This is a genomic window from Vibrio nigripulchritudo ATCC 27043, assembly GCF_000222685.1.
GTDB lineage: Bacteria > Pseudomonadota > Gammaproteobacteria > Enterobacterales > Vibrionaceae > Vibrio > Vibrio nigripulchritudo.
Genome location: NZ_AFWJ01000112.1, coordinates 117,828 through 131,061 on the forward strand (window position 1 = coordinate 117,828; position 13,234 = coordinate 131,061).

10 protein-coding genes are annotated in these 13,234 nt (G+C 47.7%); 3 read left to right on the forward strand and 7 right to left on the reverse strand.

The window, feature by feature from the left end; translation table 11 throughout:
- Positions 1 to 42: 42 nt before the first annotated feature.
- From panC to sfsA, 7 genes are all read right to left on the reverse strand, one after another.
- Positions 43 to 930, reverse strand: a complete 888-nt coding sequence (gene panC, locus RH89_RS11055) for a pantoate--beta-alanine ligase (protein ID WP_004401891.1) — start codon at positions 928 to 930, stop codon at positions 43 to 45.
- Between the two features lie 9 nt (positions 931 to 939).
- Positions 940 to 1,734 (reverse strand): 3-methyl-2-oxobutanoate hydroxymethyltransferase, encoded by a 795-nt coding sequence (gene panB, locus RH89_RS11060; protein WP_004401893.1) that lies wholly within the window; start codon positions 1,732 to 1,734, stop codon positions 940 to 942.
- 23 nt (positions 1,735 to 1,757) lie between these two features.
- Positions 1,758 to 2,243 carry a 2-amino-4-hydroxy-6-hydroxymethyldihydropteridine diphosphokinase gene (folK, locus tag RH89_RS11065; RefSeq protein ID WP_004401894.1) on the reverse strand — a complete coding sequence of 162 codons (486 nt, stop codon included), beginning with the start codon at positions 2,241 to 2,243 and terminating at the stop codon, positions 1,758 to 1,760.
- Positions 2,240 to 3,589, reverse strand: a complete 1,350-nt coding sequence (gene pcnB / locus RH89_RS11070) for a polynucleotide adenylyltransferase PcnB (RefSeq protein ID WP_038123921.1) — start codon at positions 3,587 to 3,589, stop codon at positions 2,240 to 2,242. The genes folK and pcnB overlap by 4 nt, the downstream gene beginning before the upstream one ends.
- A gap of 81 nt (positions 3,590 to 3,670) precedes the next feature.
- The gene (gene gluQRS / locus RH89_RS11075; protein WP_004401896.1) at positions 3,671 to 4,579 is read right to left on the reverse strand and encodes a tRNA glutamyl-Q(34) synthetase GluQRS; all 909 of its coding nucleotides are present in this window, start codon (positions 4,577 to 4,579) and stop codon (positions 3,671 to 3,673) included.
- Between the two features lie 53 nt (positions 4,580 to 4,632).
- Positions 4,633 to 5,082, reverse strand: coding sequence for an RNA polymerase-binding protein DksA (dksA, locus tag RH89_RS11080; RefSeq protein WP_004401898.1), 450 nt, complete (start codon positions 5,080 to 5,082; stop codon positions 4,633 to 4,635).
- Between the two features lie 130 nt (positions 5,083 to 5,212).
- Positions 5,213 to 5,926: a DNA/RNA nuclease SfsA gene (gene sfsA / locus RH89_RS11085; RefSeq protein ID WP_004401901.1), complete on the reverse strand. Its 714-nt coding sequence runs from the start codon at positions 5,924 to 5,926 to the stop codon at positions 5,213 to 5,215.
- A gap of 104 nt (positions 5,927 to 6,030) precedes the next feature.
- Between sfsA and hrpB the strand changes: the two genes are divergently transcribed.
- From hrpB to RH89_RS11100, 3 genes are all read left to right on the forward strand, one after another.
- Positions 6,031 to 8,481, forward strand: coding sequence for an ATP-dependent helicase HrpB (hrpB, locus tag RH89_RS11090; protein ID WP_004401903.1), 2,451 nt, complete (start codon positions 6,031 to 6,033; stop codon positions 8,479 to 8,481).
- On the forward strand, positions 8,478 to 10,841 hold the full coding sequence (mrcB, locus tag RH89_RS11095) for a penicillin-binding protein 1B (protein ID WP_038145585.1): 2,364 nt from the start codon (positions 8,478 to 8,480) through the stop codon (positions 10,839 to 10,841). Before hrpB ends, mrcB begins: the two co-directional genes overlap by 4 nt.
- A 112-nt stretch (positions 10,842 to 10,953) precedes the next feature.
- Positions 10,954 to 13,191 carry a patatin-like phospholipase family protein gene (locus RH89_RS11100; RefSeq protein ID WP_050811522.1) on the forward strand — a complete coding sequence of 746 codons (2,238 nt, stop codon included), beginning with the start codon at positions 10,954 to 10,956 and terminating at the stop codon, positions 13,189 to 13,191.
- Positions 13,192 to 13,234: the final 43 nt, after the last annotated feature.

Genomic DNA, 13,234 nt, shown 5'->3' on the forward strand with positions numbered 1-13,234 from the left:
GGGTCGCTGAGCGACCCATTTTTTGTATCTGAAAAACAGTTCTTACGTCGTTTTTTCTTCCGGTTCTTCCTTAGATTCAGATGTCAGTTCCAGTACCTGATTGTCTATCAGGCGGGCTTTACCTAAGAAAGCCGCAATCAGTATCACCGCTTGCGTCGACTCAGAAGAGATAGGCTGAAGCGTATTGGCATCGCGAATGAAAATTTCGTCTGGCTGCAAATCGGCTGCGCGAAGCTGATCATTGGCATCTTCAATAATAGAAGAGTAATCATCACGTCCGCCGCGGATTTGGCTGCTGATCCAGCGCATGGTACGCGCGACAACAGGTGCGCGCTGGCGTTCATCAATCGTAAGCAACGTATTGCGGGAGCTCATGGCTAAGCCATCCATTTCCCTCACCGTTGGTACACCAATGATTTCGATGTCCATAGCGAGATCGACCACCATTTGGCGGATAATGGCGAGCTGCTGAAAATCTTTCTCACCAAAACAGGCGACATCAGGTTGCACGATATTGAACAACTTGGTCACTATGGTGGATACGCCCTTGAAATGACCTGGTCGGGAAGCACCCTCAAGCATCAGAGACAGACCAGGGACTTCCACATAGGTCTGTTTGTCTAAACCTTCCGGATACATCATCTCTGGTGTTGGAGTGAATACAAACTCAACTGCTTCACCATTCAATTTAGCGAGATCGTCTTCCAGCGTGCGAGGATAGTTGTTGAGATCGTCTGTACGCTCAAACTGCATTGGATTAACAAAGATGCTGACCACTACCACATCGGCGTGCTCACGAGCTTTTCTTGCCAGTGTTAAATGACCTTCATGCAGATTGCCCATAGTAGGGACAAAAGCAATACGGCGACCTTCTCGCTTACACTGTTTGATCTGATCTCTAAGGGAGGCAATATCAGTGAACGTTTGCATTATATTTCCTTACTCAAAGCTGTGCTCTGCACCTGGGAAAACTTGATTTTGTACGTCTTCCTTGTACTTGGCAATCGCTTTGCGGATATCCCCAGTCTCTGCCAGAAAGTCTTTAGAGAATCTTGGCATGTAGTTCGCAGAAATACCGAACATGTCATGCATGACCAGAATCTGGCCGTCAGTATCGGGACCTGCGCCAATACCAATCACAGGAATGCTCAGACGCTCGGTGATGCGTTTTGCCAGAGAAGCAGGAACACATTCCAATACCAGCAACTGAGCACCTGCGTTTTGCAGTGCGATGGCGTCTTGCACCATTTGCTCGGCGCGTTCAGCGTCACGCCCCTGAACTTTGAAGCCACCAAAAATATTCACTGATTGAGGTGTCAGACCCAAGTGCGCACAAACGGGTACAGAACGCTCAGTCAGCACACGAATGGTTTCAGAGAGCCACTGCCCACCTTCAACTTTGACCATATTCGCCCCGGCTTTCATTAGCGTGGCAGCGTTTTCACAAGCCTGTTCAGGCGTTGCGTAAGTCATGAAAGGCATATCTGCCAGAAGAAGGCAATTTGGGCTGCCCGCACGAACACTGCGCGTGTGGTAGGCAATGTCATCGATAGAAACCGGCAGAGTTGATGTTTCGCCCTGAAGCACCATTCCCAGTGAATCACCCACAAGAAGCAAAGGCATTTCCTGTTCCTGGAACAGTTGTGCAAAGCTCGCATCGTAAGCCGTTGAAGTTGCGAACTTACGACCTTCCTGCTTCCAGGTCATGAGTGTATTGATAGTGACGTTTTTCATAATATTTCCTTATTAGGGGCAACTTACGACGACCAGACGTTTAAACCATTTCGGTCCACTTGTTTGAGTAACGTCTGCAGTTGCGTCCCGTCAGGGAGAGTTAAACTTGGTGCGATTTCAGCAAGGGGGTAGAGAACGAACTCCCTGACCTTCATTCCATAATGTGGAACAGTTAAACGTTCTGAATCGATCACCTCATTGCCGTATAAAACGATATCCAAATCGAGGGTTCTTGGACCCCATCGTTCGTCTTTACGGACACGCCCTTGCTCTAGCTCGATTTTTTGAGTGCTGTCGAGCAGTTCAAGAGGCGTCAAACTGGTTTGTACCTCAACTACGGCGTTGATGTAGTCGGGTTGGTTCTGTGGTCCCATTGGCGTACTGCTGTACAAGGAAGAAGCGCGAACGAACTCTGTGTTCGGAATGCTTTTTAGCGCTTCAATGCCTTGTAGTGCCTGAGTGACGGGATCAGACAAGTTACTGCCAACAGCAATGTAAACGGTAATCATGCTTTTGGCTTTCTTTTCTTGTTTCGGTAGCTGCGACGGCGGCGCTGACCAGAAGCCGTACCGCCTAATTCTGTCACCATTGCCTGGCGCATATTTCGCCCTGCATTCTGGTATGTTTGCCACCATTTGGCTAATTCCTGGGTGTCACCTTGCTCTATTTCCCCGCGCATTTCAAGGAAATCGAAGCCAGCACGGAACTTGTTCAACTCCAGAAGCCTTGTGGCACGCTTACCGCTTCGGCGAGGCAGTCTGAGCTGGAGTTGCCAAATCTCTCGAATGGTCGCAGTGTGGCGACGTGGAATGGCAATAGAGCGAACCTGCTCATCCAGAATCATGTTGCTGGCTTCCATGATGGCGTCGTAATAAGCAAAATTACGTTTCTCCATCAGGCGTTCTGCCATGTGATTCAGTGGGTACCAGAGTAGAGCTGCAAACATAAACGCAGGGTTTATGCGTTTGCCTTCCTGAATGCGCTTGTCGGTCGATTCCAGAACCAGCTCGATCATTTTCTCTGTCTGGCTGCTCTGATCTTCAGTAAATTCCTGAGCAATATCCGGGAATAACTGTTGGAAAAGATCGTACTCACGAAGCAGATGATAGGTTTCCAGACCATTACCTGACTGAAGCAGTTTAAGGGACTCTTCAAACAGTCGGGCGGCTGGAATGTCTCGCAACAAATGTGCAAGTTCTTTGATTGGCGCTGCAGTATCTTCATCGATATCCATGTCGAGTTTTGCTGCAAAACGAATTGCTCGCAACATTCGAACAGGATCTTCGCGGTAACGCGTTTCTGGATCGCCAATTAAACGAATCAGGTTATCGTCCAAATCGTCAATGCCGCCAGCGTAATCGTGAATACTGTAATCTGCGATGCTGTAGTACATGGCATTGATGGTGAAATCACGGCGTTCGGCGTCTTCGTCTACGGTGCCATAGACATTATCACGCAGAAGCATGCCTTCTTTCGATTGAGCAGCAACATTCTTGGTCGGTTCCTGATGATGACCACGGAACGTTGCCACTTCAATGATATCGCGTCCGAACATAATGTGAGCCAGTCGGAATCGTCTGCCGATCAAGCGGCAGTTTCTGAAGAGCTGCTTGATTTGTTCCGGAGTGGCGTTGGTAGCAATATCGAAATCTTTAGGTTGTTCGCCGAGCAGGAGATCGCGCACTCCACCGCCTACCAGAAATGCATCGAATCCGGCATTGTGTAGGCGGTACAGCACCTTCAGTGCGTTGTCGCTAATCTGTTTGCGAGAAATGTTGTGCTCTTCTCTTGTAATAATATTCAGAGTCAGTTCTCCGTTTGAGCGACTATTTTGTTGGCCTTTGCTGGTCAGAATCTTACGGCAAAAGCGAGTAACTTGACTAAAAATAGCCCACCTCTATTACGTTTGTGCTCAAAAATTGCGGCTAATAATAGCTTAGCTGTCCTTGTTTGAGAATGGGGACGTGATTTTGATCTCGTCTGGTAGTTGGTTTAGGTGCCAGTTTTCGACACCCCACTTCAGTATTTCCTGTTGGCTAGCTTGCTCTAATTCTTTATCTAAATCAAAGCCTAAGAAGCGCATTGCAAGCAATGTTTCAGGCTTGGGATTGTCCAGACTGATACCTTCTGCACGGTTCTGCTTCGACAGCTTGTTGCCGCGTTCATCGATGGCTAACGGCAGGTGTAAGTACTCAATTGGCGTTTTTTTAAGCATTTGATATAAGCTGATTTGTCGACCTGTCGGCTCGATCAAGTCTGCGCCGCGAACCACTTCAGTGACTCCCTGATGAATATCATCCAGCACAACGGCGAGATTGTAGGCAAACAATCCATCCCGACGCTTAATGATGAAATCTTCCCGTGCCAGAGCAGGTGGAATGTCGATGCTGCCATGTCGTAAGTCGGTAAATTCAGTCACCGGGTGAGTCATAGTCAGCCGGACTGCGCAGGGTTCAGAAGTCGTCAGTGACTTATGGCGGCATGTTCCCGGATAGAACCCGCCCGCTTCTTTAATCTGCTTACGACTGCAGCTGCAGTTGTAAGCCAACCTTTCTTTCAGCCATTGATCAATTTGTTGCTGATAGGCGCCGTGACGTTGGCTCTGAAACAATACTTCACCATCCCAGTGAAGCTGGTAAAAGTCCAATGTCTTTAAAATGAGGTCGGCAGCCCCTGCCATTTCTCTCGGTGGGTCCAGATCTTCCATTCTCACTAACCACTTTCCAGATTTTGAGCGAGCCTGAAAGTAGCTGCCCAAAGCAGCGATTAAGGAACCAAAGTGAAGCGGACCAGAAGGCGAGGGGGCAAAACGCCCGATGTAGTTAGAATTGCTCATGGTAATCATCAAAAAAGGGAGCTGACAGGCTCCCTTTTATCATTGCTCTTGCTTAGCTTGTGTTAGCCTTGCATTTGTTTTTCTTTCATTTCAGCAAGTGTCTTACAGTCGATACACAAATCGGCTGTTGGACGAGCTTCTAATCGGCGAATACCGATTTCAACGCCACAAGATTCGCAGTAACCGAAATCGCCATCTTCGATCTTGTCGAGAGTTTTCTCAATTTTCTTGATCAAGCGACGCTCACGGTCACGGTTTCGTAGCTCTAGGCTGAACTCTTCTTCCTGAGAAGCACGGTCAACAGGATCTGGAAAGTTTGCTGCTTCGTCTTGCATGTGATGCACAGTACGATCGACTTCTTCCCTGAGCTGATTACGCCAAGCTTCTAAAATCTTAGTGAAGTGAGCCAGTTGCCTTGGTGACATATACTCTTCACCCGGCTCTTCCTGGTAAGGCTCAACACCTGCAATTGCTAGGATGCCTAGCGTTTTTCTTTTGGTAGTTTCTGGCATACAGCATCTCCTACTTACACCTTTTGACTGCCCAGCAGTCAATCAAGGCGGGTATCTATAGCAGAAAGAATAGCAGTAGGCAATGACTCGCAAGCGTGGGTCTCTGCCATTGTGAAGGTTGCATCATTTTTCATAGATTGTTGATAAAATCAACACTTTGAACCAATTGCATTTCACGTTCGGAGATTTCTGCCTTATAGCAGAGTATCTCAACACCGCTTTCTTTTGCTTGATTTAACAGTTGTGAATATTTCGCATCTATATGGTGGGCTGCCGACACTTTTTCAATACCAGTATGTAAAACAGTAAAAAAAAGTATGGCTCTGCTTCCACTTTTTGCGACTTCTATCAACTCACGAAGGTGCTTTTGCCCCCGCGTTGTGACCGCATCAGGAAAATAGCCGTGTCCATTCTCTTGCAATAACGTCACACTTTTTACTTCAATATAGCACTTCGGGCGATCTTCGCTTTCGAGTAGCACGTCAATACGACTGTTTTCATTGCCATATTTGACTTCCGTTCGCAAAGATTCGTACCCAGTTAATTCCGGAATTCGCCCAGACTCAATGGCTTCAACGACAAGCGCATTGGGTCTTGCTGTGTTGATACATATTAGGTCACCCTGAGCGTTTTGCGAAAGTTCCCAACTGCAAGGGTATTTTCTTTTCGGATTATCCGAGGTGGAATACCAAATGGTGTTACCTGTATCAGCACATCCGGTCATCGCTCCAGTGTTGGCGCAGTGAATAGTGGTTGTGGAACCGTCATCAAATTCGATATCAGCCAAAAAGCGTTTGTATCTTTTGATGAGTGTCGCACGTTGTAGAGGTGGGTTAAATTCCATGGGCGTGTTTGGGATTCAATACTGTTTTTATGTACAATGCTTGCCTGTGTTTTGCGACCAGGCAAATCATCAAGAACTGTTCATTACATCACAAGGATCATTCATTGTCACAGCTCCCGATAGAATCTGTGTTGCCTGAACTACTCAGCGCGGTTCGTTTAAAACAGCAGGTTGTTTTGAAAGCCGAGCCCGGCGCAGGTAAGTCCACTCATTTGCCTTTACAACTGGTAAAACAGAATGTTGTGAGTGGAAAAATCATCATGCTTGAACCCAGAAGGCTTGCAGCGCGAAATATCGCTCACTATCTTGCGTCTCAGCTCGGTGAGAAAGTCGGAGAAACCGTCGGCTACCGCGTGCGAGGTGAAACCAAAGCGAGTAAACACACTCGACTGGAAGTGGTAACGGAAGGCATTTTGACCCGAATGATCCAGTCTGACCCAGAGCTGGGTGGGGTCTCACTGGTGATATTTGATGAGTTTCATGAACGCAGCATTCACGCTGATACCAGCCTGTCGTTCTGTCTGGAGATTCAGGAAGCTCTGCGTGAAGACTTAACTTTGCTGGTGATGTCAGCCACTCTTGATGAGTCTGCACTGACCAAATTGCTTCCGGAAGCTGCATATATTGAATCAGAAGGGCGCGGTTATCCCATTGAGTATCGCTATGCCCCCATGTCGGTGAATGACCGACTATCGACTTCTGTAACCAAGCAAATCCAATCCTTAATGGCTAATGAGTCGGGCTCGATACTGGTTTTTTTACCGGGTGCAGGGGCGATTAATCAGGTGAAAGAGAATCTTGGCGAACTGGATAGCAACACAGATGTTTACCCATTGTACGGGCAACTGAATTTTTCCGAGCAGCAAAAAGCCATATCTCCACCTGAACAGGGCAAGCGAAAGGTCGTACTGGCGACCAATATTGCCGAAACCAGTCTGACTATCGAAGGCATCCGAATTGTGGTCGACAGTGGGCTAGAGCGATTTGCTTCTTTCCAGCTCAAAACGGGTATTACCAAGCTGGAGCAACAGCGTATTGCGCAGTCTTCAGCTCATCAAAGGGCGGGGCGTGCTGGTCGATTGGAAGCCGGAATCTGCGTGCGCCTATACAGCGAGCAGCAATTGCTTCAACAACCTAAAATCCCTACGCCAGAAATTCTTAGAACGGATTTGTCTTCTGTGATGCTGGAAATGCTTCAGTGGGGGAACAGTGAGTTTTCGCCGAAGCACTGGCTGGACGTACCAACTCAGTCATCGATTTCTGCCGCAACGGCTCTTCTTACTCAACTCGGTCTTACGGATGTGCAAGGCAAGTTGACGGAGCTGGGTATTCAGGCGCAAACACTTGGAACCGATCCTAGAATGGCGGCTATGTTGCTCAAAGCACGTCAAAAAAGCGCTGAACATTTGAGTACCGCTATTGCGATGGTGGCGTTGATAGAAGAGCCTGAAAGAAGCAGCGACAGTTTGATTCACTCAGCTCAGCGCTTTAAAGACGGACGTCACCAACATCAACACAAAGTTAAAACGAGAATCTCAGCTCTGAACACCAGACTAGGTGTGCAATCTACCTCTTTCAGGTTTGATGAACTTTTATCGGGCGCATGCCTTTGTTGGGCATTTCCTGACCGAATCGCGAAACAAAGATCGGCAGGAGGGGAAAATTACCTTCTTGCCAATGGGCATGGTGCGCAGGTGGATTTGCTTTCCTCGTTGAGTCAAAACGAATTTTTAGTGGTTGTCGACCTGATGAAAGGGCGAAACAGCGACAGTAAAATCCACTTGGCTTGCCCCCTAGATTCAATTCCAGATGAATTGATAAAACAAGGTGTGTCTGTTTATTGGGACGACCAAAAGGGGGAACTTATAGCGGAAGCACGCACATCTATCGGTGCGATTGTTCTGGAAGCGAAACCAACAAAAGAGATAACGGAAGAGCAGAAATCACAGGCTCTGCTGAATCATATCAAGCAAAATGGGTTGGATGTGTTGTTCTGGTCAGACAAAGCCTCGGGGTTATTGAACCGAATTCGCTGCGCTCGCGAGTGGCTTTCAGAAGAATCTTGGCCAGATGTCTCAGATTCCGGCTTAGTTGAAAATCTCGATAAGTGGTTGTTGCCATTTATGAATGGGGTTTCTAACATGAAGGCGTTAAAAAAAGTGGATATGTATCAGGCACTCAATGCGTATTTGGGTTGGCCTTTGAATCAGAGTATTGATGAATGGCTCCCCGAGCGTTATCCACTTCCGACTGGGCAGACACGTGAGATTCGCTATCAGGAAGGAAAGCCACCGCACCTTTCTGCCAGAGTTCAGGAAGTGTTTGGGGAACAGGCATCTCCGAGAATAGCCAAAGGAAAAATTGCCGTAACGTTAGAATTGTTGTCTCCCGCAAGGCGACCTATTCAAATAACCCAAGACTTAGCGGCGTTTTGGCAAGGGTCTTACCATGAAGTCAAAAAAGAAATGAAAGGGCGATACCCAAAACATCCATGGCCAGATGATCCGTCTAATCACGAAGCCACCACAAAAACCAAGCGACAACTGAATTCATGACAGAGAAAAAGAAAACGTCAGGGCGAACCACAAAAAAGGCGACGACTAAGAAGCGAAGCCCCAGAAAACCGGCGACTAAACGAAGAACAAAGAAGAAAGTACAGAGAGGTTGGTTGCGAACTCTGTGGAGCCTGACATGGAAAAGCGCCGTGACAGTGTTCGCGGTTCTGATTTTTGTTGGGATCTATCTGGATAGCGTCGTCAGGCAGAAATTTGATGGACAGCTATTTGATTTACCAACGGTGGTTTATGGCCGTGTTCTAACATTGAGCCCGGGAAGCCCTGTTACCTTACCCCAGCTTCGAAAAGAGCTGGACGTCCTCAACTACCGTAAAGTGCGTTCACCCAGACACCCAGGTGAGTATTCCTCCTCTTCCACCAAGATAGAACTCATTCGCCGTGAATTCGAATTTGAAGATGGCCCCGAAGCGTCGCGACACGTCATGCTCTACTTCAATGAGCAGGGGCTGGAGCGAATTAAGTCGCTGGAATCAGAGCGAGACATGGGGTATTTGCGCATCGATCCCAAAATGCTTGGAATGCTGGAAAAAAACACCGAAGAAAATCGACTGTTTTTGAAGCGCGAGCAGTTCCCAGAAGTGCTGGTGGATGCACTTCTGGTGACCGAAGACCGGGATTTCTATCAGCATGAAGGGGTGTCTCCTTTTGCGATACTGCGAGCACTGGTTGCGAATGTAAAAGCAGGTCGAACTGTGCAAGGTGGCAGTACGCTGACCCAGCAGTTGGCGAAGAACTTATTCTTATCGCGTGAACGAACGTTGTGGCGAAAAGTGCGTGAGGCGTATATCGCGCTGATTTTAGATTATCGTTACAGCAAAGATCGCATACTCGAAGCCTATTTGAACGAAGTGTATTTGGGGCAGAGCCGTGGAGAAGCCATTCATGGGTTTGGCTTGGCTTCAAGGTTGTATTTTGGTCAGCCTTTACAAGAGTTGCGTATTGATCAGATTGCTTTGCTGGTCGGAATGGTGAAGGGACCATCCTATTACAACCCGGTTCGCAAGCCAGAAAGGGCGAAAGAGCGTCGTGATTTAGTGCTTCGTCTGATGATGCAGCACGACATTTTAACTGCTGCTCAGTTTGAGATGGCGGCAAGCCGAGATTTGGATACACAGGAAAAACCGCAGATTGCCAGCAGACAGCCTGCATATTTCCAGCAAGTTAGCCGCGAGTTGAAACAAAAAGTCGGCGACGCGTTTCAGCGTCAGGCTGGGCTAAAGGTGTTTACGTCTCTGGATCCGGTATCTCAGTTTGAGTTGGAGAAAGCCATCAAATCGAAAATTCCGCAACTTGAACTTCGGGCAGGAAAAGGGCTGGAAGCCGCAGGCATTGCGGTTGACCGTCGAAGCGGAGAAATTCGAGCCATGGTAGGAGGCAAACGAACCGGTTACGACGGATTTAACCGGGCACTGAACGCATCCAGACCGATTGGTTCTCTGGCTAAACCCGCGGTTTATCTTACTGCATTGCAAAGCCCAGCAGAATTTACATTGGCGACGACCCTTAAAGATACGCCGTTCTCGCTTAAAGGAAGCCAGGGCAGTGTGTGGTCGCCAAAAAACTACGACAGAAAGTATCGTGGTGATGTGTCGCTTTACCAGTCCTTTGCTAAGTCACTCAATGTGCCTACGGTCAGGTTAGGGCTGAAGCTGGGTATTCCCGCGGTGATGGATACGTTTGAGAGGCTCGGTGTCGATAGGCAGGAAATTCGTCCGGTGCCGTCTATGTTTCTCGGATCATTTTCTCTGACACCATATCAGGTGTCTCAGATGTATCAGACACTCACCAATTCCGGAAAAAAAGCGCCATTGAGTGCGTTGCGCAGCGTCAAAGATCTGGAAGGGAATGTGCTTTATCGTTCAATCCCGAAGGTATCCCAGCGCGTACCTCAACAGGCTGCCTGGCTAACGACCTATGCAATGAAAAAAGCGGTATCTGAGGGAACTGGTCGATATTTGCAAGGTCAATTTAGTCGCATGACACTGGCGGGCAAAACGGGAACCAGTAATGATACCCGGGACAGCTGGTTTGTTGGTGTCGATGGGCGAGAAGTGGTGACCTTGTGGCTTGGAAGGGATGACAACAAACCCACCAAGCTGACAGGAGCAAGTGGTGCACTTCGGGTTTATCACCAGTACCTGCAGAACCGGATACCGGAACAACTGATTCTTCCATGGCCAGTACAAATTACGACCATGGGGTTTGCGCTTAAACCGGATGGTGGTTTAAAAATAGATTGCAAAAAAGCATTTACGTTGCCCGTATGGGATAAATCTGGTGACGTAAAGGAAGCATGTAAAAGCGGACCTGCCAATTGGTTAAGCCGCTTATTTGAATAGCTGGGCTAATGTTCTTAGAGTCATTGACCCATAAATAGGAGGTCTCTTGTTTCATTTTTGGTGTAAAGGAATCGCCGCCATTATTTTGAGTGCGGTACTACTGACTAGCCAGATGGCATTGGCAAATTCTGAAAATGAAACAGAGAAAGAGCGTCCTGTTATTGCGGTTGTATTGGCTGGGGGCGGTGCCAAAGGTGCTGCCCACATTGGTGTGCTAAAAGCGCTGGAAGAGATGCATATTCCGGTTGATATCATTACAGGTACCAGCATGGGTGCATTTGTTGGTGGCATGTACGCCACCGGGATGTCTGCCGATGAAATTGAGTCCTTCATCCACACCATAGACTGGAGCTCTGGTTACAGAGACAGGGTCAATCGCGACCAGCTTCCCGTTCGTGAAAAACAATATTACGACCGCTATCAAATTCAAACTGACCTTGGCTTACGTTTTGGTGATGTTACCGCACCAAAAGGTGTGGTTCAGGGGCAGAACATGCATCGAATTCTGCGCGAAGCCGCAGGAAACATACCCCCAATGTACTCTTTCGATGAGCTCGCTGTGCGCTATCGAGCTGTCGCGACCGATATTGTGAAACTTGAGCCCGTCGTTCTGGATAGCGGATATTTGACCGATGCCATGATGGCAAGCATGTCTGTTCCCGGAGCCTTACCTCCATTCCCCATGGGAGAAAAGCTGCTTGTTGACGGTGGTGTGACTAACAATATGCCTGTTGAGCTGGCGCGGGAAATGGGGGCGGATCTGATTATCGCTGTTGATATCAGTACCGACTATCAATCCCGTCACGAATTGAAAACGTTTATCAATGTGGGCGATCAGCTATCGAACTACATGGTTCAGCGAAGCACTCATCGGCAGTCGAAGAAACTCACGGATAACGATGTTCTGTTAAGCCCAAAAGTCGGCGATATGTCGACAACCGACTTCTCTCGAATGCCTGATGCCTATGAGCTTGGTTATATTGCCGCCATCGAATCAAAAGAGGCGCTTCAGCGCTTCGCGACCAGCCCGATACAGTATCAGGCATACATCAACCGTAAGCAGGATGCTAGGCGTTCTATTGTTTACGGTGATCAGTTGGTTGTGGACGAAATCGAAATCATCAACAACAGTCACTACAACGATAACGTCCTCAAACAGTTTTTGTCGCTTGAGCCCGGTAAACGATACACCTTGGATGAATTGGAAACTCGGGTTCACAGCCTCTACTCCTTAAACCGATTCGAACAGGTTTTGTACCGCTACGATCAGGACGACAAGGGAAAAACTACGCTTTACGTCGAGGTGAATGAAAAGGAGTGGGGACCAAACTATGTCGATTTCCGCTTCTACCTGGAAGACGATTTTCAGAACACAAGCCAATACTCGATCGGGCTAAGTGTTAACTTCACCGACTTAAACGACAAAGGTGCTGAAATTCGCACTAATTTAGAAATGGGGTCTGATAAGCTTATTGAAGCTGAATGGTATAGCCCTATATTCAATGAGCAAAAGCTGTTTACCAGTGCTTCGATGACTTATGTGAATGAAAATCGGCAGTTGCCTTTTGATGAAGATTTTCTGAAAGAAGTAACGTTAGCGGGGAGCAAAGATTTCCTGCCGATCAACTATGTTCAATTTACGGCAGAAGCAGCACTAGGGATCGCACCTTCTTTTAATCATGAATTTAAATTCGGTGCTCGGTACACGGTCGGCGATTTCTCTCTTTCTTCATTGCCCAAATTTGGCACGCAGAATTTCAACCGAAAAGGACTTTTTGCGCGTTATCGATACGATACGTTTGATGATATGAGTTTTCCTGCGGAAGGGAACTTAGCTCACTTTGAACTATTGGCGTCAGAAGACAACATACAAGAGGATCAAAAAGAAACTTATACCGAAGACCGGGTCAATGAAGTGACCATTCAATTGGGCACCGCACACAGCTATCAACGTCATACTTTGGTCGGAATGGCTGAATATGAGGTGACCCGCAGCCGGAATGCAACCATCCCGATTATGCCTAAGTCTCTGGGAGGGTTTCTGAATCTGTCTGGCTTATCAGGAAATAGTTTGATCGGACAGAACAAAATCTTCGGCAGTTTGGTGTACCGTTACCGTTGGTTTGACAACGACTTCGGCTTGTTCCGCTCTCCGGTTTACCTCGGAGCTTCAGCGGAATATGGTGGAGTGTGGTCTGATCCCAATTTGAAAATCAGTGAAGCGCCAATGTACGTGGCTGGGTCGGTTTTTGCAGGTGTGAAATCTCCGATTGGGCCTATAATTTTAGCGTACGGGCAAACAGAAGAACGTTTCAGTTCGGTATACCTAATCGTGGGAACGGCTTTTTAACGCGAATAAAAATGCTTAAATTCATAGAACTTTAGTCTCAAGT